Genomic DNA, 22,614 nt, shown 5'->3' on the forward strand with positions numbered 1-22,614 from the left:
GTCTTCAGGCCGGGGCGGCAACTTCCCGCTTTGGCTCACTTGTCGATCCGAGGTAAAGATGGATTTGGAAGCCGTTGCAGTAGTAGTTGCGGCCGTAGTCGGCTCAACAGGTGTCGCCAGCCTCATTACGGGAGGCATACAACTGTCCAGAGCCTCCCGGCTCAAGAAGGCCGTGACCGACATGTCCGTTGTAGTGAAGCTTCACGAGCCTGGAACGGCAGAGTTTGATGCGGCGCAATATGCACTGAAAGTGCTGACGTTAGATCTCGTCGCCGCCCGACTCGTGCGAGTGGGCGCTCGGACGTGGTGGAAGGTTTTCGGGCTACTTGTTACGGTCCTCACTACAGTCCTAGCTCTTGCTGACAGCTTAGGTCGCGTTGCTCAGGTCATGGATTCGCTGTCGTTGCGTGCCATCCTCCTGTACGCCGGCTCATACACATTGATTATTGTTGGCGGTTTCTTGTTTTTGTTTACCCGGCGACGCGAGAGGCTGGTTGCCAATGTCCTTGATGGGGATGCGTTCATTGAAGACTATGTGCTCCGGAGTTCGCCTCCCCTTCAGTCTCGTGCTCGTAGGGAGCAATACGAGGCTGTTGAGAAGAAGAAGCAGGCGAAGCGCAAAGAGGCCCGCCCCCGGAAGAGTTGGCTCAAGGGAAGACAGGAAATTCCTGTCCAGGACACTCCTGCTGAAGCTGATCCTCGTTAGGGGGTTAGCCCGCGAAATTCACATCTGATTGGCAGGACGAGGCTGCCCGGGTACCGGCCCGGGACCGCCGTCGTGATGATCGTGGCGGTTCGCAGCCACTTTTCCGAATGCTCGTCAGGCAGAGTCGGATCCGGCCAGTTCTCGAATAGGGCCGCGAATGCCATGGGCCTGCTTTCTGCCCCGTGCAGGTAGGTCGGGATCTTCCCACCTGGTGCCTTTTCCCATTCGTAGTACCGGTCGCTGGCGATTAGTCCTCGCCGGGCCGCAGCAGCTTTCCGGAACGACGGCTTCTCGGTGACGGTTTCCATGCGGGCATTGATCAGCCGGGCCGCACCTTTGGTGTCCTTGGCCCACGAGGGCACGAGGCCCCAGCGTGCGGTGACAAGCTTCCAGGATACTGTTTCGCCCTCGTTCCCGCGCCGGTCAACTATGAGGGGGATGGCGTTTGTTGGGGCGACATTCCAACTCGCGGCCTAGTCCGGATCGACCACCTCGCTGACCAGGTAGAAGTCCTGAATGTCCGCAGCCGAGTCGGACATCACGAGGCGTCCGCACATGAGCCCCATTATTGTCGCAAGCCGAAGCAGCAGGTAGAGCGCTTCCCCCCGCAACTTCTACCGTAGTTTGAGCAATGGCCTTTGCCTGAATAGCTGAAGCTCACAGAAAGGGGTTTTGAAACGATCTGGCGTGGAGGGTTTGGGGTACCTTCACCGGGCAGTTTTGCGGGCGGGTGTTATGGGAATCAGCGTGGGCCCGGGAACAGTATTCTCGAAGAAAGCAACAGCAGTGGCGATCTGACGCGGTTGGGACCGGCTAGCGGACACTCGGGAGTCCGTCACGACGCTGAGGTATTGACTAACGGGTCATCGTACGTGCAATTGTTATGGAGTGACAATCGCCCTCCTCATCAAGGTGCACGATGGAGTGGTCCTCGCGGCCGACAGTGCAACAACGCTCACCGCTCCACAGCCGGATGGTTCGACCGCAATCGTAAACATCTATAACAACGCCAATAAGGTGTTCAACCTTCACAAGAAGCTCCCCATCGGTGCGATGACCTGGGGCCTCGGCAACATTGGTCCGGCCTCGATCTCTACGCTGAGCAAGGACCTCCGCACCAAGTTCCACGGAGCGAATGCTGACTCGTGGGCGCTCGACCCGAAGGCCTACGATATTGAAGATGTAGCTTCGAAGGTAGCGAAGTTTTTCCACGATGATCGCTTCGTCCCGCTGCACCAACACGTGGACGAAGAGCACAAGCCAGAACTCGGGTACCTCGTTGGCGGATACTCAAGCGACTCCGGGGATCCTCGCGTCTTCGTCATCAGTACGACCGGGCCGAACGCTGGCAACCCAGTGGAATTGCTGGCGGGAGATACCGGCGCATTCTGGTGGGGGCAGCCTGAGGCGATTACGCGCATATTGACAGGCGTGAGCCTCGACACCGCCGCCGCCCTGTCCAACCTCGGTGTGCCAGGGCCCCAGGCTCAGCAGACAGCTGTCGCAATCCAGCAGCAGGTGCAGACCCAACTGGTCGTGCCAGCTATGCCGATACAGGACGCGATCGATCTCGCGGAATTCCTAGTACACGCGACGATTCAATACGTCCGCTTCTCGCCCGGCGGGGCAACTGTCGGCGGCCCGATTGAGATTGCTACGATCACAAAGCACGAAGGCTTCAAGTGGGTAAAGCGAAAGCATTACTTCCAAGCAGGGCTCAATCCAGCGTCGGAGACAATATGACCATGCAGAACTACCCGGGCGCGAACGTCTATCGATCAGGTCCGAGAGGCGATGCTGCGGGCACCTCTCGACGCTCGTATGGATCGACCGTAGTAGACAATCGAGAAGCAGCCTCAGCTCCGCGGGACCTCGCGCAGATTCTGAAGGCCAAATCGCGGACTAGTGCCGCGAGTACCAAGGTTAAGAAACAGAAGTAGCCGCGCGGTCATTAGAGCCGCGACGCCGCCGCACCAGTAACTCCCCCCCAAGATCCGTGGCGGACCGTCCAGTAGAGGATCGACTATCGGGCAGTGGTGTACTCGGTGGCAAGGCGTCGACGTAGGTAGTCCGGCTGTGGCACGTCGCGCGTTGGCATCGCCACACGCCGGCCATCGAAGAGCTCCAGTGCGTCCTTTAGCGCCTCGTCATCGCCAACCTTCACCCAGTCGATCCGAACAACGTAATCCGTTCCGATTTGGAGAAATCCCGTGTCGAACGCGCGGTCCACGAAGGTTGACAGGCAGATCCCGTTGCTCGGGTCGAGCCTGATCTCTGGTGCCTTACTCCACGGCACGATGTGGGATGCGACTAGGAACTCGGGCGTCGAGATGCCTGTGATCGCGCAGTGCCCGTTGTAATTGCTCTTGACCGCCTCGGCGAAAGCTCGTTGCGCACTGCCGCGAGTCTTCGCGGCGACGATCTGGTCGCGCACAGCAAAATCGCCTCGCGCGATCTGATCGGTGAAGCGTGCGACCTCGTTCGGCTCGAACTCGCCGGCCTCGGCGATTACGTCATCGCCTGTGATCGTTCCTCTCTGCTCGATCAACTCGATATAGGCGAGGAGCTCATCTGTTGCGCGCTGTCGGCCTTGCACGCGCCCACCACGCAGTCCGTACCGTTCAAGCACCGTGCCTTTCAGCTGAGCGCGCTGCTCGTCGCTGAACACCGCCATTCGCTTGAGTCGCATCCAGCTGCGGCGCTGCATGCGCTCGAGCATCTCCTTCTCGTCCACCCAATAGTCCCCGTCGTCGATGTCCGGCTCCGGAAGGCCGACCGCCGTCACGGAGCACTTGATGCCGATCGCCGAAACCGGCCTCGTGATGTACAGGTAGACGACGTCGCCGAGGGCGATGTGTGCCGACTGCGTCTCACTCCAGTTCACCTCCTCGAGTTCTCGGAAGGCATCCTCGCTCCTGTAGGTGGCGTGCTTCGAGGCGACGATCCATACGGTCATGAGGCAGGGTAGCGCGTCGTCGCCTGAATCTGAAAGGTCTCTTGAATCTGAGAAAGGAGCTTTGCCGACAACGTCCCGGGCTAACCGCAATTCCAACTTGATGCTGAGCCGTTCGGCCGTCCCTGCACAGGCCGGCGACGAGCCTGGCGTTCAGGCGTCCGTATGAGGAACCCTTGCCGGGCGCCGTTCGGGCCTTAGCCCTCCGGGAGGCACCTGTTGCTCTCCTGCAGTCAACGAGTTCATACGGGGTGGGACGGGGCAGTGTGATCGCCATCCACCCCGCCCGCATATTCAGGCACGCCCAATTTGGGCGGGCTACGACGGTTGCCGATTGGAATTGGCCAAGGCGGACTCTACTTCGGCCGTCCACTCTTGGCTCCTATCGTTCACTTTCCAGTCCGCCCTTGGCGCTCGATCTTCAAGGAACCGACGAAGAACGCCTGAAAGGATCGACCGTCTCTGGGAGGTCGTCCGGGAGGCCCCTCGTTGGCTGTGCGCGAGGGTTTCGTGGGCAGAATTCAAGTGCAGCCAAGTGTTGCGCGTCAGGCAGCACACGGGCAGGGTGGTCTTGCGGCCACATGCCGTTTCGAAAACTAAAGGGGGACACCATGGAAGCACCGCAGAAGCCCTGGGGACCGTTCTGGCCGTTCGTCCTTGGCATCGGGATCTTCATTGCGGGCATCGTCTGCGGCTTCAAAGTCCCCGTCGGTGCGTACTGCGACGGTGCTTTCTTGCCGGACCAGGAATCGGCAAGAAAGGCGGACCTGGATCGGGCCTACGACAATGCGATGAAGTTGGACCTGCACCTGGGCTACAGCACCCTCCCCGAAACAGACTACGAGTCCGCGTGCAAGGCGTCCGCCGCGCAGTGGTCGGCGCTATGGTGGGCAGTGATCGCCCTCGGCGTCGTGGTGTTCTTCCTCGGGTTTGTCCTGTGGAACCGCGCCCGCCGGATCGCCGCCACGCCAGCGGCCGCCCCTGACGCCCCAGCGGCCCCGGCACAGGGAGTCGCGGCCGAACTCGCGCACCTCGCCCAGCTCCGTGATCAGGGTGTCGTGACGCAGGACGAGTTCGAGCGGCAAAAGGCGAAGTTGCTCAACGGCTAGGGCCGCGGAGCTGTTGTGCGGAGTTTCATCGCAGACGCGCTTCCGAGGGCTCAACCTTGAATTTCTTTAGCAATGATCCTTCGCCCTGGCGTTTCAGCCACGTATCCGGGTGGAGGATCCCCTCACGGAAAGCCGAACCGGTTTAGATGATGGATGCATGTCGCAGGCTCATATCCTGCATGGGCTGCAATTGCGCTAGGTCACTCCAATGTCGGCGGGCAGGTCTACACTAATATTCGAACATATTTTCGAATAGGGGTGTGTCATGAGTCTTGCGTTGGACCCTCGCGTGGTAGTGGCGAGGGTGGTGCCGTGGCTGGTTCCGGTGGCTCCGGTGACCGTGGAGTGCGGCTACCCGTCCCCGGCGCAGGACTATTTTTCGGGTGAGATCGATTTGAACGAGCACCTGATCCAGGACAAGACGAGCACCTTCATTGTCCGCGTGTCGGGGGACTCGATGCAGGAGGCTGGGATCAGCGACGGGGACGAGCTGATCGTGAACAAGGCCTTGGAGCCGAAGGACGGGTCGGTGGTAGTGGCGATCCTGGACGGGGAGCTGACCATCAAACGGTTGCGGATCACCGCTGCGGGGGTGGTCCTTGAGGCTGCCAACCCGAAATACCCTTCCATCCGAGTGCCCGAACTAGCGGAGCTACGGATCTGGGGTGTCGTGACCCGGTGCCTTCACTATGTCTAGACCAGCGACGATGCCGCGGACCCAGGAGATCGCGCACGTGGACGTCAACAGCTTCTATGCCTCGGCCGAGCGGATCTTCGACCCTTCCCTGGAGGGCAGGCCGGTCATCGTGCTGAGCAACAACGACGGCTGCGCAGTGACGAGATCCGATGAAGCGAAGGCGTTGGGGATCGTGCTCGGTGAGCCGTGGTTCAAGATCGCGCCGCGGGCCAAGGAATGGGGCCTTCAGGCCCGTAGCTCCAATTACGAACTCTACGGTTCGATCAGTTCACGCGTCATGGCCCTGCTGGCCCGGTACTCGGCCTGGCAGGAGGTCTACAGCATTGATGAGTGCTTCCTCGGCGTCAAAGGCAGCGGGGAGGACCTCCTGGCTTTGGGCCGGGCCATGAAGGAGGCCTGCAGCAGCCACATCGGTGTGCCCGTCTGTGTCGGGATCGCCCCGACCAAGACCCTGGCGAAGCTGTCCAATAAATGGGCGAAGAAGAACAAGGCCTTCGGGGGAGTGTGTCGCTGGGAATCCGTGCCGGCCGCCGAACGCGAGGCCCTGATAGCGCGCCTGCCCGTGAATGAGATCTGGGGTGTGGCAACCCGGCTGGCTAAGCGCCTGGCCGGCATGGGCATCTACTCGATCAGGGACCTCTCCCGAGCCGACCCGATGATGATCAGGGACCGGTTTTCGGTGGTCATGATGCGCACCGTCCTGGAACTTCAGGGAACCCCGTGCATCCCGATGGAAGAAGAACGCATCGGCCGGGAGCAACTGATCTTCTCCCGGTCCTTTTCCACGCCGATCCGGACGCCAGAGGCAATGCGCCAGGTCATGAGCGTGTATGCCCAGCAGGCCAGCGCCCGCCTGGCCAAGCACCAACTGCAGGCCAAAGTCCTGACAGCCTTCGCGGCCACGTCCTACTACAATCCCGCCGACACCTCCTACCCCTCCGTGGTGGTACCGCTGCCCATGCCCACCGCCGATCCGGTGATCCTGGCTAAGGCCGCGCACGCCCTGGTGCCCAGGATCCACGACGGCCTCAAATACGTCCGGGCCGGGATCATGGTCACCGACCTGCGACCCAGCGGCAACCAACCACCCCTGGAACTGTTCGAGAACGCCCACGAGGAACGCCGTATCGGCCCGCTCATCGAAGACGTCGCCCAACGCTTCGGCCGGAGCTCCATCGGCCTCGGCGTAGCCGGACTCAAGGGCGGCCCGGACTGGTCCATGAGACGCGACATGCTCAGCCCTCGCTACACCACCGAATGGACCGAACTGCCCGTTGTCAAAGCCGCCTGAACGGTTCCGCGCTGCAGCCCTCATTCCGGCACCTGGATACAGTGGGAATGGTGTCGCTCAATCGGAACCAACACGATCGCGGACGGGGCGTCCATGAACCAGTCCGCGAGGATCGCCGGTCATAACGGTGATCAAGCGCTTTATTGGCCACCCTCTCGAGTGAGGACATCCCGGGCGATCTGGTCGCCGGCCGGAGTGTTGCTCAACCACACGATCGCACCCGGAGAGGGGACATCGTCGCGCCATTCATCAAGCCATTCCAGGCGAATGCGTTTCACCCATTGTTCCGGATCCCCATGCCACGGAACATGCTCGTTGCCGATGATGTCGCCAGCGGTCATGAGACCTTTCCGCAGCGTCTCAGCAATCAGGTCCAGCGTGAGATCCCGCATCGCGATCGGATCGGTCTCGCCCGTAAGCCGCGCCGACTGAAGTGCCCATCCTGCGTCAGCCCAGTCTTCAAGCCCACCAACGAGCAGATCTTCCAGAGGTGTCCTAGCGGTCATCGCTGGTCCACGTGGATTCGGATTCGGGAGCCACCGGACACACGGATGTCGATCGCGCCTCCACCACTGCTCGAGTAGGTGTACATGCCGATGTCCGTCCCGACGGGCAATTCTTCACGTCTAAGACTCAAGGCGGGCGACGATTTCACGAAGAGGCGTCAGGTCGAACTTCAGTTTGCGTCGAATCGTCCAGGCCTCGGCCTCATCAACAGCCTTCCAGAGAAAATCGATCAGGTCGTCCCTCGGCGAATCGGAAGCCATCGCTGGAACGGCGACTTGGATTTTGAGAAGGCTATCTTTTTTCCTGAATGCCCCGGTCCGGACTCCTTCGAAATCAGGAGCCAGGAGGTGTCCCGTTACTTGAAACTCCACATTCAAGTTCAAATCGGAGGCAATGCCCTCTCTGGCTTGTTTGACGTCGTTCATGAGCGCGACGATATGTTCTTCCCAGCTCTTCGAATCGCGCGTCAGTCCTCCGACAATGACACCGATCGAGAACGTTTTGGTCTTCTCCAAGGATTCAGTCACAGGATATCGTCCCAGAACTTTCCGGCCCATCGCTCAAAGTTCAACGGCCCTGCGTCGCGCTCAACGATGAAGCGCTCCAGATTCAGCATCTCTCTCCGTGTTCCGTATTGCATGATTCTCATCACCTTATCGTCCATGAATGACTTGGTGTATCGGGTGAACGGGTTCTTTGATATCCCGGTCTTGAGGTACTCTCCAGTCTCCTTGTATAGGCGATACAAGTAGGTCTGCGCGGGACTATCGGCGGAGTTTCCGTGGACTGGCTTTTTGGGTTTGTTGTTATCCTCGTCGTCGGGTGGAAGAGCACCTCCCGTGGAGGCGCTTGATGCGCTGCCGCCGCTTGCTCCGGATGTGCTTCCGGCGCCCGAGGTTGCTTGGGCGGATAGTCCTTGCCTGCCTAGTGTGGCGGTGGCGATTTCGGACGCGGCGTGAAGGGCGAGGTTTTGTTCTCGCATGGCGTCTGAAGCTAATGCCTGATGTGCCGCGGCACCAGCGGCGAGGCCGGCGAACCCTGCGAGGGCGGTTCCGCCGTCGGCCCCTGTATTTCCCCATCCTCCCGATGAGAATCCGGTTCCTCCTGATGAGATTCCGACGCTCGTTGTCTCGAAAGAAAGACCCGTGCCTGCGGGCACCGTGATGGGAAGGCTGCTGGCTGCCGGCGCCGGGATACTGGCCCCCTCAGCGCTGGCGGCAGGTGGGGTCCAACTGTTCACCCAGCCGTTGAAGCCGCGGATTGTGTCGTTCATCCCGTGTTCGAGACGCGGCGCAGCATACTGGGTGTACCAGGTACCTACCGCCGCGACAGCGGCGATCACGGCCAACCCGAACAGATCGTCAATGACATAGTCCAGACCAGTCGAGTCACTGTGGTTGATGGGGTCGTGGGCACTGTAGGCATAGGCGCTGGTACTGCCAACCCTCGCCGTGTCAAAGAGCGGGTCTGGTGCGGTGAAGATGCCCAGGACCCGGTCAAGTTCGCGGGCCCCGACCTGAGTCAGTTTGGATTGCGTGTCGCTCAGTTTGCTGATGTAGCCGTTGACGGCACCGAATCCGGCCGGGTTGGCGGCGTTGGAGGCGACTCCTCGTGCCCCTGCGGGTGCGGTGCTGTAGACGGCGTTCCCGACGGCAGAGAGGTCCGGTCCGCGGGCCAGGCCATAGGGGTCGGTGAACCGGACGAGCGCGGTGGTCCCTGCGGTGGCCGTGGTGGGCAGGACCATGGTCTGGGTGGTGTTGACCTTGTCACTGAGCGCGATTTCCAGCTGGGTTGTCCCGGCAGCGGCGGTGCGCTGGGCGACAGTTTTTCCCGCGAAGGAGTATGAGCGGGTGGCGGTGACCGTGCCTGTGGTGGTGGCATGGGCGGTGTCTGTGCCGTAGCTGAAGGTGGTGCCTGTCCCGTCGGTGATGCCGATCAGGTCTCCGCTGGCGGTGTAGTAGCGCTGGGTGTCGTTGGTGGCGGTGGTCCCTGGTGGGTTGCCGGCGCTGCTGTTCGGGTTCGGGTTGGCCGGCACGGTGGTCGCGCCGGTGGTGCCGGCGAGTTTGCCGTCGGGAGTGTATTTCAGTGTTTGGCCAGCCCTGGTGGTCATCTGACCGGCGGCGTTCCACGCGAAGGAGTATGTTGTTGCTGCCCCTGTGGGCAGGGTGCTGGTCATTCCGGTCAGGCGGTGTGTGCCGGTCTGGTAGCTGTAGGCCTCGGTGGAGGACAGTGCCCCGGTGGGTCCGAAGCGTTTGACCTGCGCCCGGTCCCCACCGGTGGTGTAGGTGTAGGTCTGGGCGTAGGAGGCGGGTCCTCCGAGGCCGGTGACGCTGGTGGCGGTGGAGACCGGGGCGGTACCACAGGCCGCCGTGGGTGTCCAGACCGCGCTTATCCTAGCCGCGAAGTCGTAGGCGAAGCACTGGTTATCGGCGGCTTGGCCGGTGCGGGAAGCCCAGGTGACGTTGCGGTTGGTGAGCTTGCCGGCAGCGTCGTACTTGTAGCTGACCTTGCCGAGGTCGGCGATCACACCCTTCGATTTGTTGGTGCTTCGGACAGCAACGACGCGTTGGGTGGTGGCGTCATAGTCGAAGTACGTGGCGGTGTTCCCGATGGTCGGGTTGGTCGCGTAGACCGAGTTCTTATCCCACTGCTGGAAGGACCCTAGCCATCCGAGGTTGTTGTAGGCGCCGTTCGCGGCGATTTCGTCGCCGAGGTTGCTCTCCAGGGAGATGGGGCGGTCCGCGCTGTCGTAGCCGGAGAGGAGTGTTTCTGCCGGCAATCCGCCCAGCGCGGGGAGTGCCTGGGTGTTCGGTGAGCCGTTCTGGTTATAGGTTGTGGTGGTGGTGTGGGTCCCGGCGAAGGTCCCCAGAGCCGCGGGGACGGATGTGGTGACAGTGCCGGGTTCATAGGCGGCGTTGTAGTTGGAGTAGCTGGTCGTGACCGCCTGGTCATAGTTGGCCCCGTTGTAGCGTGTTTCGCTATCGAGCTGGCCTTTCTTTCCGGCGTCGTAGCTGTGGGTGGTCAGGGCCTTGGCGGTGCCGCCGCTGGGCGTGACGGTGGTTTTAGTGGACCGGTCCAGGGAGTCATATTCGTCCGCAGTAACAGTGCCGAGGGCGTCGGTGGTGGAGGCAACCCGGCCGCTGGCGTCATATTTGATGCTGCTTGCGCCGGTATCGGGGTCGGTGGCGCTGATCTGACGCCCGGCGGGGTCGTATCCCCAGGTCCAGGTGGACCCGGCAGAATCCTTCATCGCGGTCATCTGACCGAGGGCATCGAAGACGTAGCTGCTGGTGTCTTTCGTCGAGGCCGTGGTGGGGCCCCGGAAGAGGATGTTGGCGACGGTGTTGCCGTTCAAATCCTCAACCGTTTGGGTGGCCGAAGCCGCAGCGGTCCCGCCGGGTGGCGTGGGTCCGGTGGTGGTGACTGTGTCGACGCCTGCGTAGGTGAGAGTGGTTGTCCAGAGGGTTTGGTTGTCGTTGGCCACGTCCGAGGTGGTCGACAGCCGGCCGGCGGCATCGTAGCCGTAGGTGGTCGCGGAAGGTACGGCGATGGTCGGGGTGAACAGGGTCCCGGACGGGTTATTGCTCATGTAGTACTCGTGGACATCCTTGGAGACGTCCCCGGCACTGTTGTAGTACTTGTCCGTGGTGACGGACCCGCCAATCGGTGAGGGCATCTGGGTCTGGCGGAGCCTGCCCAGGCCATCGTAGATCGTGTAGCCGCCGTAACCGGCACCTCCATTGTTCGATCTGATAGAGCGGATCCACGAGGGCGCGGTCTGGGACACCGAATACGTCATGGCCAGCGACGGGGTGGGGTAGCTGGCTTTCGGGCGTAGCGGGTCCCACTGATTCAGCAGGCGCCCAGCGGCATCGTATTCGCTGGTGGCCACGTTGCCGTTGACGTCGCTGCTCGTAGTCAGGAGGCCACGGGCAGGGTCGAAGGATTGTGAAGAGACCCACCCGAGCGGGTTGGTGAGGGTCACCGATGACGGCAAGCCCGTGGCAGGGGTGTAAGCGGTGGTCGTGACCCGGCTGGTGCCGGTAGTGGAGTCTGTGGCGCTTGTGGGCCGGCCTAGGGCGTCATACCCCTGCGTGACGCCTTGCTGCCAGGCGGTTACCGAGCCCGCAGTGGTTGCGGTAGCGGTGTCAGTCCGAGTGACGCGGGCTTTGGTGGGCGCCTGGTATCCGGCGCTGCCGGGATCGGCGGACGTGGAGGCGTCATACAGGGTCCGGGACGCGGTAAGGATGTTGCCGGTGCTGGCCCCACCGGTGCATTCGCCTTGCCGCGTGGTCTGAGTGGCCGGGAAGGCCAGCAGGTTGGCGCTGGTGTTGTCGGCGAAGACGGTCAGCTGGCAGGTGGCGTCCGTGCCGCCGGTCTGTGCAGTGTTGCTGGTCGCGGTGACACGCCCGTAGCCGTCATGGGTGTAGGAGACGGTGCGGGAGCGGGTACCGCTGATTGGTGCCGCGGTTTGCCCGGAGGCCTGGATGGTTTTCCGGCTGGCGGCGCCGATGTGCCGGGCTGTCGCCGCACCCAGGGCTGCGGTCGAAGTCGCGGTGGGGGACGAGGACCACGGGAGGGTGATGGTGCTTTTCAGCCGGGTGGTGGTGTCCCCCAGGAAAGTCTGAGATTCCACGCTGGTGCCGGCCAGCCACGCAGAGTCCGTGATGACTGTGCCGTCGGTGGTGGTGACGGTGGCGGCGCGGGTTCCTCCGGTGGTGTTGGAGGGGTTGCCGTCCAGGCCGCGCAGATAGGTGCTGATGCTGGTGGGGTTCGCGGTCCCGGCGTTGTTGCCGCGGATGGTTTTCACCTGGCCCCAACCGGCTGCCACGGACCAGGTCATCTGGGAGCCGCCCGTGCCGGTGACGTATTTCTGTGTCGGGTACTTCCACGCGGGGGTGCCCAAGTACTGGTAACGGGTGAGCATGTCGACGCCGCCGCCCGGGCCCGCGGCTACGCCGATCGCGGCGACCGGGTAGATCTGGAAGTAGTCCATGCGTGCCGGTTCCGGGATCGGGTCAGTCGGGGCCCAGTATTGCGGGAAACAGCGCTTGGTGTTCGTCTCCGGAGAGGCCGGCAGGTTCGTCTGGCTGCATTCCGCGGCGAGATAGCTGACCGATACGACACCACCGGTGGTGAGTTTGATGCTGGAGATCCTGTACCGGTCCAAGGGTGCCTGCCCCGACACGGACACCCAGACCCGGTTCTGCAGGGTCTGTCCGGCGAAGGTCACGGGCGGTTCGGTGACTATGGTCCGGCCGGCGGTGGTGTCTGCAGCGGTGTGGGTGATGGATCCCAGCCACAGGGCCGGTTTGGTGCCGTCCCCGGGATCCGGAAAGGAGTGCGCCAGGACCCAGGAGTCGATGTTCTGGTAGGTGGAGCCGATCAGTGTTTTGGTGGTGATGGTCTGCAGGCGCTGGTCGGAATAGAAGGTCGGGGATTGGACGTCGCAGGTTCCGGTGGAGGTACAAGCGAAGCCGGTAGGGATGTCGCTGCCATTGGTGCAGTCCACGCCCGTGCACCGGCCCGTGTAGCTGAAGACGTACTGCAGCGGGGCGGCGTTGCTGTTCAGTTCGGATCCAGCGCGCATCCCGTAGTCAACCCGGCTCGGGCGGGAGGCGCGCACATAGGACAGACGGGCACCGGTGCCTTGCTGGGAGGCATAGTAGTTGGTGTCCTGGCCGTAGTAGATGGCCTGGGAGTTTCCGTTGACGTCCACCACATAGTCCAGGTTCCATGCAGAGGCCTGTTGGCACAGGGAAGCGCTGAAGGACCCTGCCGCGCAGGGCTGGGTGGAGGTGGCGGCCCCGACCGGGACCGTGTCCACGGAGTTGGTGGTCGCGGAGCCGGCCAACCAGCCGGGAAGCTTGTTGCGGCCGAAGAAGTATTGGGTACCGGCGGTGTCGGTCAGCTTCCAGTAGCCGCCGTCGTAGGAGCCGTTCTGCCCCGCGGCGGTGAGGTATTCGATCTTGGTGTTGTCGTCGTCCTCCAGCTTGAACACTCCGCTGGTGGCGTCTTTGATGAGCCTGCCGGAACGGCCACCGAAAGAGACAGTGAAGGACTGCCCGCCAGCGTTACCACATAAGTCATAGGAGCCGGTGACTCCCTGATCCATGCAAGACCCGAATTGCTGTCGGATCGACCCGAGCCCGGTCAAGGCCCAGCCGTCCCCGACGGTGCTGGCCTGATTGTTCGTTGCTGAAGTCCGCCCGTCAACGGAGGTCGAGTCGTAGGACAGCGACAGCGATGGGGACCCCCCAGCGGGTGCCGCCCGGCCAGGCAGCGGGTAGGACCAGGTGAACCCGCCGGTCTGGGATGTCGAGCCCCATTGAGCAGCCCCCGTGCCGGGCAGGGCAGAGTAGTTGCCAGCGCCGCTGTCATTCGGTGGTGGTGCGACCGTGCGGGGCTGCACCACGGATGCAGTCTTCACCGTCAGACCTGAGGAGACGAAGGAGGATCGCGCCGCGGACGGACCGACGCTGAGCTGCTCGGTACCGTCAACTCGGGAGCCGGTGCCCGAAGAGACCCCTGCATCGCCAGTGAGGAAGGGCAACACCCCGGCGGCGCGGCCGGGGGCCCAGGGAACCGTGGTGACCGCAGGCAGGTCCTGAGCGGTGAGCTCGGCGCCAGGGCCGCTCTCAACGTTCCCGGCAGCGTAGATACCGGCCCCGGACACCAGCAACGCGGCCACTGAAGCCACTGTGACGCCGCTTTTCAAGAAGTTCCAGCGCTTGGAGGTGGATCGCTGTGTCATTTCATCAACCCTTGCTCGCCGTTGTCATCGAAGCTGACTTTCAGATTGTTGATCTGTGTTGAGGTCAGGACCCCTTGGGCCATGATGGGACGATAGATCGATCCCAGGAACTGATCCGCAGAGGAGGCTGAGAGATATCCGAAGCGGACCGGCTGGGTCGCTGAAGACGCCAGGAACGGCACACCGGAGGTCGCCGTGACCCAGGTCGTCACCTGGGCTTTGTTGGACACGGTGATCCGCAGCTGCTTGTTGAGGGGATCGTAGGCACTGACCACGTACACCCAGGCGCCGTCCTGGACACCAGTGGATGCGTTGTTCAGCACGTGCTTCTCAGCGGTGCTGCTCGTCCAGCCCTGCAGGGCGAATTGGGGTGCTCCGTTGGAGTCGGCGAGGATGCCGAGCCGGGACCCGGGTCCGCCGGAGGAAGCCACTTGGGTCATGATCGACTGGGTCCCGGTCCCGCCTTGGGGCTTGACCCAGGCCGCCGTGGTGAACGCCTTCGAAGTGTCGACCGCGCCGGTAAGGACGTCGCCGTGGGCGCCTGGCACCGACAGGTTCAGGACCTTTCCTGGCCGCTGGTTCGTTGGATCCGTGCAGCTGGCAACGTCCGGCGAGCCCATGGCGCACACGGTTTGGTCAGTCCAGGCCGCGCCGCCTGAGACATTCACGGGAAGCAAGGTGTGCGGCAATGGCGCTTCACCACCGGTGCTGAGGGTGTATGTCGTGGCCGTGGTGCTCTGCTTGACCTCGTTCACATTTCCGGCGGCATCCACCGACCACGCACTGATCGTCGTGCTTTCATCGATCGGGCTGAGCGTGATCGTTGCGGTATTGGAGCTTGCGCACACGGCAATGTAGGGGCCATTGGCCGTGCCGCAGGCCATCGAGGCCGGCTGTGCGGTGACCTGTCCGTCATTGGTTACGGCATAGATGAACTTGTCGACCCCGAGTGTTCCTCCGTCGCTCAACGTCAGTTGCACGGCGTCCTGGCCGGGGATTGCCGACGTGGAGCCCGAAGTGGAAGTGACCGCTGTGATTCCCGGACTGACGGGGGTGATCTTGGGGGCCTTCGGAGGGGTGGTGTCAATGGTGAAGGCAAAGGATTGCGTGCCGGAAGCCGCGCCTTGGGAATCCTTCACGTAGGAGTTGACCGTGTATGTCCCGTCAGGGAGGACCTTGGTGCCCTGCCATGTGAAGAGCGTCTGATAGTCCGGTGATCCTGGACCTTCGGTCCCCGAATCCACAACTGTTCCGGCCGAGTTCTTCACCGAAACGTACATGGTGAGGTTGCCGCCAGCGTCGCCGTCCGGGTCGCCCATCGACATGATATGGAATGTCGGAGTGGACAAGCGAGTGTAATAGACAGCGCCGGGCTGGCCCTTGGCAGGGCTGTAGAGGGCGTTATCGATCCACCACAAGGCCGGGGTGCTCGGGTAGGAATCGTAGGTGACGACCATCGTCGCATCGTTGTCGAAGCGCTTCCACCCGAGAGAGTCGCTTTCATTGTCCGCGCGCAGGCCCACACTCCAGAGCGCATCCGTCGACAAGGCGGACATCGCCGTGCCCATATCGAATCCGACAGTGCCGGCGGGGCAGGAGGCCGAGTTACCCTTAGCTACCGTCACCGTACTGAACTTCGTGCCCCAGGTCGGCTGCGCCCCCCACGTCGTCCCTGATCCGACGGTGCTAGTCGCATAGGCGCTCACCGCACGGCCAGTGCAGGACGGCGACCAGACCTCGGTGGTGTTCATGACGGCCTTGATGATCTTCTTGCCCGCCAACGCCGACGTTGAGAACTGGTAGAAACCGCGCGTGACGTGCGAAACACCGTAGGTGTAGTCCCATTCAGCCGGCAGGTACCCGACATGCACGCTCCCGTCGGAACCGCCGCCGCCGTTCCAGTACGAGACCGACGGCCAGTGAGAGTCCACATAGGTATACCCAGACTCACCGGCGTTCCAGTCCGGATCCACGAACACCGGGAACGTTAATTTGGGGGCGTTCAGGATCGGACTCATCCCCAAAACCTGGGTCTGCTGACCGTTCTCGACGCCCAGACCCAGGCTAAGCGGATAGCTCAAGCCCGGACCGCCCGGGCCTGCGGCATCAGATCCATCCCAGGACGAATCCCACCACTGCCCCTCGGCCGTTTCCAGTGCAATCGCCCCGGACGCAGTCTTGGCCACCAGGCCCTTGCCATCCCCGCGGTCCGTGACGCTGGACCCATCGGCGTTCAGGAAGAACCTCATCTGAGCCACCCGCGGATCAGCCAGGGCTTCACGTGTTTTGACCTTCAACACCTGCGACACACCCGTCGGGCGCACCAACTGGACCAGATCAACACCGGGAAGGACTTCCTGATACGTAGCGGTGTTCCCGTCAACTACAGGCTCCGGCAATGCCCCGAACGGCCACTTCTGTGTAACGGCGGCACCCTTGTGATCGCCGATGAACGCCATCACATCCGAGCCACCCCGGGCCAGTGAAATATCCGCGAACACTCGGGCCGGAACCAGCCGATTCGCCCCATCTACCATCGCGGGAACCAAGGAAGTATCCAACGGATGCCAGCCGTTGCCATCCTTGAGCCGAACCGGCTCGCTCGAAAGCTCTGCAGCGAAGGTCCCATCCGGCTGTGCCTTGGTCAACGACACCTCGGTCGTCAACGACGGCACCTCAACAGGAATGCCAGTCGCCTCAGCCTCAGCAGCCGCAGAGGCCTCATCCGGGGTCAGAAATTTCGCGTCCTGGACAATCGCAGAATCAAGAGCGTCTGCCGGCCCGCCGTTGCCGCCCGGCGGGGCAACATCCGCGTAGGCGACACCTTGGCCCGACAGGAAAGTAGCGACGAAGAAAAGAACGGCAATCAGGAAATTGCGCAGGCGAATACCACGCCGATAACCCATACCACTCACGGGAACCTCACAAAATTCAGGGGGGAGCGACTGGGAATATAGGCAACGCCTGCCTCCTGGCGCTGGATAGCAATCGAAGATTACGCTAATGGTGAACCGCACGACAAATAAATTAAAAACATTCCTTCGGTATTTTTGCTTTCGCTTGAACCTCTTCCCAGCCTCGTTATTAGACCGCACCGGCGGTTCGCCGGGTGCGGACCTGCGGAGTAGTCATCCCGTCGAATCGGCGGAAGGCCTCGGAGGCGAATAGAGGCGGTTCGACTCGATTCCCTCATGGGCCTTCTAGTCCCCAGACGCTCTTCCATTCCTCAGCCAGACCTACAGCGGCTGCAAAGTTGGCCCGAGATCCGAGGAAATGAGCGCCGCAATCCTCGCGGAATAGATACCGACTCTGTTGATCCCTTGCCTGGTCAGAACGACCGAAAACGTGTATCCCTGCAACCGATACAGGTCTTCACGCAAGGGGCGTATTGCCCTCGACGGCCGCTTCGAAGTCAGGCAGAGGCCCATTGCTGATCAAATCGACGTCGGCGTGGCACAACGCAGATCCGTCGAACGTCGGGCCGAGGTGAAACGGGGCCATGAGCCCGGGAGTCTATGTGACTTTCGCAGACGTGCCGCACGTGTAATAATCCGGCGAAACTCACAAACTTGTATTTCAAATACTAGGATTCCCGGTGGGGGCGGTCGTCGCACCCGGTACGGGCAGCGAAACCGCAGCCCGGTCTCGAAATGGGGGTCCTTCTTTGTCGAACCACACACCGCCCGGAACGGGGTCGTTCCGGCTGGCCAAGTCCACGATCATCGTGGCGATCCTTGCACTCGTCTTCGTCGGCATCGCCGTGGCTTCGTCGGGTTTCGCTGGAGCCTTGATCATGCTGGCGCTCTTTGCGCTGCTGACTGGCCTGTACATCGTGGTGACCGGCCGGCGATCCTGGGCAATGCTGCGCGGCGGACGCAAGGCCGGCGCCGTCGTGCTCGCCGGCGCGCTTGTCCTCATGGTGGTCGGTGCCGGGATCGCACCGGCCAAACCGAAGGAGCCCCTCCAGGCTTCCCAGTCCGCAGCGCAAGGGGAAAGTGTCGCGGTCACCAGCGAAACCCCCACGCCCACACCGACTCCGACGCCGTCCGATACTGGTACGCCGTTGGACCCCGACTCCATGGCCGTGCTGTCCGGCACCTCCAGCTACAAGGCGCCTCACGCGCAGCCCGCCTACGGTACCAAGGCCCTGACCCTGCTGGAGACGCTTCCGGTTAAGGGACGGGCGCCGAAGACCGGGTACGACCGGGACCAGTTCGGCCAGGCCTGGGCCGACGTGGACCGGAACGGATGCGACACCCGCAACGACACCCTCAAACGCGACCTCACCAGGATCACCTTCACCAACAGTGTCCATTGCAAGGTCCAGACCGGGACTCTGGCCGACCCCTACACGGCCACGACCATCAGTTTCATCCGCGGCTCAGCGACCAGCACCGCCGTGCAGATCGACCATGTGGTCGCCCTCAGCGACGCCTGGCAAAAGGGCGCCCAGCAGCTCACGTTCGAGCAGCGGACGGCCTTCGCGAACGACCCGCTGAACCTGCAGTCCACCGACGGGCCTACGAACACCCGGAAGGGCGACGGCGACGCCGCGACCTGGCTGCCGCCGAACAAGAGCTTCCGCTGCAGCTACGTCGCACGGCAGATCTCGGTCAAAGCCACCTATAGCCTGTGGGTCACTCAAGCCGAACACGACGCGATGGCCAGGGTGCTGGGCAGCTGCAAGAACCAGACGGTGCCCACCAACCAAAAGGCCCAGCCAGCTCCGGCCACCGTCGCCACGGCACCGGCCGCTCCTAAGCCGGCACCCGTCCGGACCACCGCTCCTGCACCCGTGGCACCCGCCCCCGTTGTGCAGGCACCCGCCGCACCAGCACCAGCCCCGGTCGCCCCTGCGCCGGCCCCTGCGGCACCGGCCCCGGCACCCGGTGGAGGAGCCACAGCCCTGTGCAACGACGGAACGCTGTCCTACTTAGCGACCCATCGAGGCACCTGCTCCCACCACGGTGGCGTAGCGATTTGGTACAAGTAACCTCGCGCCCCGTCTCCAGCCAACAAGCAGGATTGCGACAAAGAGAATGCCGCGGGGTTTGATCCATCTGTGGTCTTGAACTGCCCAGACCGAAATCCGGAAGGAGCTGCCTGTCCGAGGGGCGTCCACGCGCCTTCCTACTGACGCTCTCAGGGAAGTCGGGATCTCTTGGTGCAGAAGTCCACACCGTTGTCAGTTATTCGCCATCCAAGGCCTCCTGACCCGGGTGCATGGGTGGAGCTGTTCGCGAGAATGCGCAGGGATGCCCGGATCGGAGGCTTGGCGACCCCGAACTTTCACACCGGCCTTTGGCGTCATTTTGCGTATTCGCCGGACGTAACAACAGAACTCACTTGACGGGCGGCCGGACCGCCAGAGTCATGCCGCCGTCAGCCGCCCGGGCCCTTCACGAGGACCTGCCCTCGCGCCGGGCGGCGTCCCTCCGGGCGGCGTACCCTGCGATTGTGCGGTGGGTCCTGCTTAGCACCTTGCCGGTCGCGATGCGGAAGCAGGCTTCGCCTACAGGGGCGCCGCAGGTGGGGCAGGGCGTGATCCGATTAGTCTCCTTCACTCGGGGTTTCCGTGGTTGGCGCGGCTGACGGGGCTGCCTCATTTGTCCATCCTCTGATAGTGGTTCTTGGTCCCCAGCCTTGGCGGTCTGGCACCTCGCGGTGGGCAACGGCGCGGTTGGGGACCGATTCGTAAGCTGCCAATTTGGCCAACACCTAGACGAAGAAGCCAGGATCATCTGGGTTCAGGGTTGGCATACTCAGGCCACTTCTGGCACAACTCAGCAAGGGCGTCCGCACGCCTTTCTACTGACTCTCTCTGGCTCTCTATTGACGCTCTCAGGGAGGTGGGGACCTCTCGGCGCTGGATAGCTCACCGTTGTCAGTTATTTCCCATCCAGGGCCACTCCTGACCCATTTTCGGGGAGGGCCCGGGCCGAGAAGTTGGAACCGCGGCGGGGGCTAGAGGAATGCCAATTATTTGGCTTTCTCACAGGGAAAGTGTCGACGATTTGCTGGCAGTCAGAGCACGGTGGCTTGGACTGAGAGAAACCCAGTTGGTGGCCCCATGCGGCCTGTGCTGCGCAGCGGTGGCAGAGACCCAAGCGCAGGTAGCGGCGCTTCCTCGCGTCCCAAGTTATTGCCTGCCTCAGGGTTTCCGCTAAACGGGAAGACACTTGGACAACGCCTTGAACATTGTTTCCTCTTTTCGAGTATTCGAGTGGGATCCGAAAATGACCGACGCGCGCACGAGAAGCGGCGGTTAGCCGGGCGGAGCTTGCTCCGCCCTTCGGGCGACGCTGCGCTCCGCTTTCCTGGACGGCTGAAATATTGATCCGGTTTGGACCGGCGGGGATGACCCTGCCCTTGAAGGCAGGGGTCATCGTCGATGCGGTAACTACCGTTTACGGCTGGGTATTTTGATACAGCCCGGTGATGGCCCTGCCCGAAGCAGGGCCGTCGATGCCGGCCTTATGGCGTTGTCCAGGCGCAGTGGCCACGGAGGTAGTTACCGGTGAGGTAGTCCCAATGGGTAGAACTCCCTTGGGGTCGTTCTACGTGAGGTAGTTAAGGGTGAGGTAGTTAGGGAGCGGTTTTTCGAGGCTAGGGGTTGACTGAAATCAGGAGGCAGGGGTCGCAGGCCTTCAGCGGATGGCACCCTCGCATTTTGGAATCCGGTCGACCCCGTAGTCATGGGGGCTAGCCGACCATGTGCCGGTGAAGCTACGGCCCGCCGAATGAATAGCCGGGTTCGTCCGTCCCTTCTGCCCACCCCAAAAGCGGCTCGACCGGAGGCGTTTCGGTGTCCGTATCTCCCGTCTTTTCCTCAGTGATCGGGACCGTAATCGTGTATGTGATGGGGCCGTTGAAGTGGCGCTCCTTGTGCAGGTAGCCCTTCTCCTGCGCCAGGCCGGTGTGCCTTGAGACGGTCCCTTCCTTCATGCCAGTAGCCTTCGCCAGCGTTTTCACTGTGGGGTAGGCCTTCCCCGTGTTGTTGTTGGCGAAACTAGCGAGCGCCCAGCAGACTGCGCGGGTCCCCGTCGGAAGGTCCGACTCCCTGACAGCCCTGAGGTATTGCAATGGCCGGGATGGCGTGCCCGGGATTGCGATCTTGTCCATATTTTCTCCGTGATTGTTCACTTCTTGTCTCCAATAGGCCGGGACGTCGCCGAGTTTGTCGTGGGCAATGTGGTGCTACGGGCCGTGCACCTGATATTTGGTTCCTTGCGTTTCGTCGAGGACCACTTGCCAGGCGGAGCATAGCCATCTCCTGGAGCAGGGTGAGGCAAAGGTTCCGGCTGGCGAGCAGGGGAGGCAGGCAACGAGCCTCGGTGCGGGTCAACAAGCTGTGCTCCGTGGCTGCGAAGTCGCAGCTTTGCCTTGCTGAATTGGGAAGTCCTACTCGCGCCTTTCGTTGGCGGTCATGAACCCGTCCAGGGCTTCGACCGAGTAGCGCACCAGCCCTCCCACCTTGATGTACCGAGGGCCGCGGCGGGTGTTATTCGCGAGCCAACGGGCAGGCACGTTCAAGTAGTGGGCCGCTTCGATCCGGGTCAGGTACATCGACAGTGACACCTCCATCTCCGTGTCTTCGGTCCCGTGCCGTGATTTCTGTTCTGTCATGACATTCATTCCTAGTTTGGTTCTTAGGTTCAAAGTTGATTACTTTGATGACCTGAGATAGAGTTTGTGCCCTGGAATCAAAGTTGTCAACTGTGAATCGAAGGGGGTGACTATGAGCGACTACAGTGAGGCCATGAAATCCGAAGACGCCAGCACTGCCCTCAGAAAGTTCACCGAAGACATTGCAGAGGACCTCGGGTGGCCCGCCCTTCCTCCACAGGAGCGGTTTTACGAGAACCTCGCTCTGCTCGTATGTCCGTCGGGTGACGGCTGGGCAATCGGTCTCCGTGTCGATTTCACCCCGGAATCCTGGGCCATTACAGAAGTAGTGGCGGTCCCGGCGGAACCTGTTCGGACGCTTCCTAAAATGGACACCGAAGGTCTGCAGTCCTATGTCGAAACCGCGGTGAGCCGAGCGAGGGAGAGGCAGCGAGTAGCTGCCGAGCAGCTTGTGAAGCTGGAACTAAATGCCGAGTTCATCCAACACCGGTTTGAAGCCTGGCGGGACAAGACCTCGCCGAAGACCAACATTGAGTACGCCGCGTTGGCGGCAAAGTACGCAGAGCAAATTCGCTTGGGTAACACTCGCGCCACGGCAACCCTTGCGGGCCTCGTGGATATGTCGCCCTCAGTCATGGCGCAGCGGATCAAGGAGGCCAGAAGACGGGCGCTACTGACGCGTGGGGAGCAGGGCCGGGCATCCGGGGAGCTCACAGAGCTTGGGGTCCTCTATGTTGATCCCGACTTCCCGGGGCTTCCCAACCTGAGGAGGGCCGGGATGACCCTGCGGGAAATTGCCGATAGGTATGGAATGAGCGAGTCGCTCGTGTGGCAGGGCTCGATGGCAGCCTATGGTCCTGAGGAGCCGACGCCGCTACCCAAACGGGAGCGGAACGTGTCTACGGAGGTCCTTGCGGAGGACGTTATGCGGGAAATCAAGCGCATGCGGAGAGAAGATCCGGGGTCATGAA

General features: G+C 62.4%; 15 protein-coding genes. 7 read left to right on the forward strand and 8 right to left on the reverse strand.

Annotated elements, in window-relative coordinates:
- Positions 1–58 precede the first annotated feature (58 nt).
- Complete coding sequence (locus ACN9M4_RS01995) at positions 59–706, forward strand: hypothetical protein (RefSeq protein ID WP_426301871.1); 648 nt, start codon at positions 59–61, stop codon at positions 704–706.
- On the opposite strand, the gene ACN9M4_RS02000 is transcribed toward ACN9M4_RS01995, so the two are convergent.
- A complete protein-coding gene (locus tag ACN9M4_RS02000) occupies positions 703–1,146 on the reverse strand; it encodes an SOS response-associated peptidase (RefSeq protein WP_426303363.1) in 444 nt (147 codons plus the stop codon). The two genes, ACN9M4_RS01995 and ACN9M4_RS02000, sit on opposite strands and share 4 nt — an antisense overlap.
- A 448-nt stretch (positions 1,147–1,594) precedes the next feature.
- On the opposite strand from ACN9M4_RS02000, the gene ACN9M4_RS02005 reads away from it, so the two are divergent.
- Positions 1,595–2,449: a hypothetical protein gene (locus ACN9M4_RS02005; protein ID WP_426301873.1), complete on the forward strand. Its 855-nt coding sequence runs from the start codon at positions 1,595–1,597 to the stop codon at positions 2,447–2,449.
- 280 nt (positions 2,450–2,729) lie between these two features.
- On the opposite strand, the gene ACN9M4_RS02010 is transcribed toward ACN9M4_RS02005, so the two are convergent.
- On the reverse strand, positions 2,730–3,662 hold the full coding sequence (locus ACN9M4_RS02010) for an HNH endonuclease (RefSeq protein WP_426301875.1): 933 nt from the start codon (positions 3,660–3,662) through the stop codon (positions 2,730–2,732).
- Positions 3,663–4,270: 608 nt separating this feature from the next.
- On the opposite strand from ACN9M4_RS02010, the gene ACN9M4_RS02015 reads away from it, so the two are divergent.
- The 3 genes from ACN9M4_RS02015 (at position 4,271) to ACN9M4_RS02025 (ending at position 6,756) form a co-directional block, all read left to right on the forward strand.
- Entirely contained in the window at positions 4,271–4,768 is a 498-nt protein-coding gene (locus ACN9M4_RS02015; protein ID WP_426301877.1) for an SHOCT domain-containing protein, read from the forward strand.
- A 265-nt stretch (positions 4,769–5,033) separates the two neighbouring features.
- The gene (locus ACN9M4_RS02020; RefSeq protein ID WP_426301879.1) at positions 5,034–5,465 is read left to right on the forward strand and encodes a LexA family protein; all 432 of its coding nucleotides are present in this window, start codon (positions 5,034–5,036) and stop codon (positions 5,463–5,465) included.
- Positions 5,458–6,756, forward strand: coding sequence for a Y-family DNA polymerase (locus ACN9M4_RS02025; RefSeq protein WP_426301881.1), 1,299 nt, complete (start codon positions 5,458–5,460; stop codon positions 6,754–6,756). The genes ACN9M4_RS02020 and ACN9M4_RS02025 overlap by 8 nt, the downstream gene beginning before the upstream one ends.
- A 140-nt stretch (positions 6,757–6,896) precedes the next feature.
- On the opposite strand, the gene ACN9M4_RS02030 is transcribed toward ACN9M4_RS02025, so the two are convergent.
- The 4 genes from ACN9M4_RS02030 to ACN9M4_RS02045 all read right to left on the reverse strand — a co-directional run bounded on the left by ACN9M4_RS02030 (position 6,897) and on the right by ACN9M4_RS02045 (position 16,923).
- A complete protein-coding gene (locus tag ACN9M4_RS02030) occupies positions 6,897–7,262 on the reverse strand; it encodes a hypothetical protein (RefSeq protein ID WP_426301883.1) in 366 nt (121 codons plus the stop codon).
- A 120-nt stretch (positions 7,263–7,382) separates the two neighbouring features.
- Positions 7,383–7,778 (reverse strand): hypothetical protein, encoded by a 396-nt coding sequence (locus ACN9M4_RS02035; RefSeq protein WP_426301885.1) that lies wholly within the window; start codon positions 7,776–7,778, stop codon positions 7,383–7,385.
- 8 nt (positions 7,779–7,786) lie between these two features.
- Entirely contained in the window at positions 7,787–14,017 is a 6,231-nt protein-coding gene (locus ACN9M4_RS02040) for a hypothetical protein (protein WP_426301887.1), read from the reverse strand.
- The gene (locus tag ACN9M4_RS02045; protein WP_426303364.1) at positions 14,014–16,923 is read right to left on the reverse strand and encodes a LamG-like jellyroll fold domain-containing protein; all 2,910 of its coding nucleotides are present in this window, start codon (positions 16,921–16,923) and stop codon (positions 14,014–14,016) included. The genes ACN9M4_RS02040 and ACN9M4_RS02045 overlap by 4 nt, the downstream gene beginning before the upstream one ends.
- Positions 16,924–17,681: 758 nt before the next feature.
- Between ACN9M4_RS02045 and ACN9M4_RS02050 the strand changes: the two genes are divergently transcribed.
- Complete coding sequence (locus ACN9M4_RS02050) at positions 17,682–19,010, forward strand: GmrSD restriction endonuclease domain-containing protein (protein ID WP_426301889.1); 1,329 nt, start codon at positions 17,682–17,684, stop codon at positions 19,008–19,010.
- Positions 19,011–20,743: 1,733 nt separating this feature from the next.
- Here the strand turns inward: ACN9M4_RS02050 and ACN9M4_RS02055 are convergent.
- Positions 20,744–21,139, reverse strand: coding sequence for a helix-turn-helix domain-containing protein (locus ACN9M4_RS02055; RefSeq protein ID WP_426301891.1), 396 nt, complete (start codon positions 21,137–21,139; stop codon positions 20,744–20,746).
- A gap of 279 nt (positions 21,140–21,418) precedes the next feature.
- Positions 21,419–21,643, reverse strand: a complete 225-nt coding sequence (locus ACN9M4_RS02060) for a hypothetical protein (protein WP_426301893.1) — start codon at positions 21,641–21,643, stop codon at positions 21,419–21,421.
- Between the two features lie 112 nt (positions 21,644–21,755).
- Between ACN9M4_RS02060 and ACN9M4_RS02065 the strand changes: the two genes are divergently transcribed.
- Positions 21,756–22,613, forward strand: coding sequence for a hypothetical protein (locus ACN9M4_RS02065; protein ID WP_426301895.1), 858 nt, complete (start codon positions 21,756–21,758; stop codon positions 22,611–22,613).
- Position 22,614: the final 1 nt, after the last annotated feature.

Source organism: Arthrobacter sp. R-11, assembly GCF_049913155.1.
GTDB lineage: Bacteria > Actinomycetota > Actinomycetes > Actinomycetales > Micrococcaceae > Arthrobacter.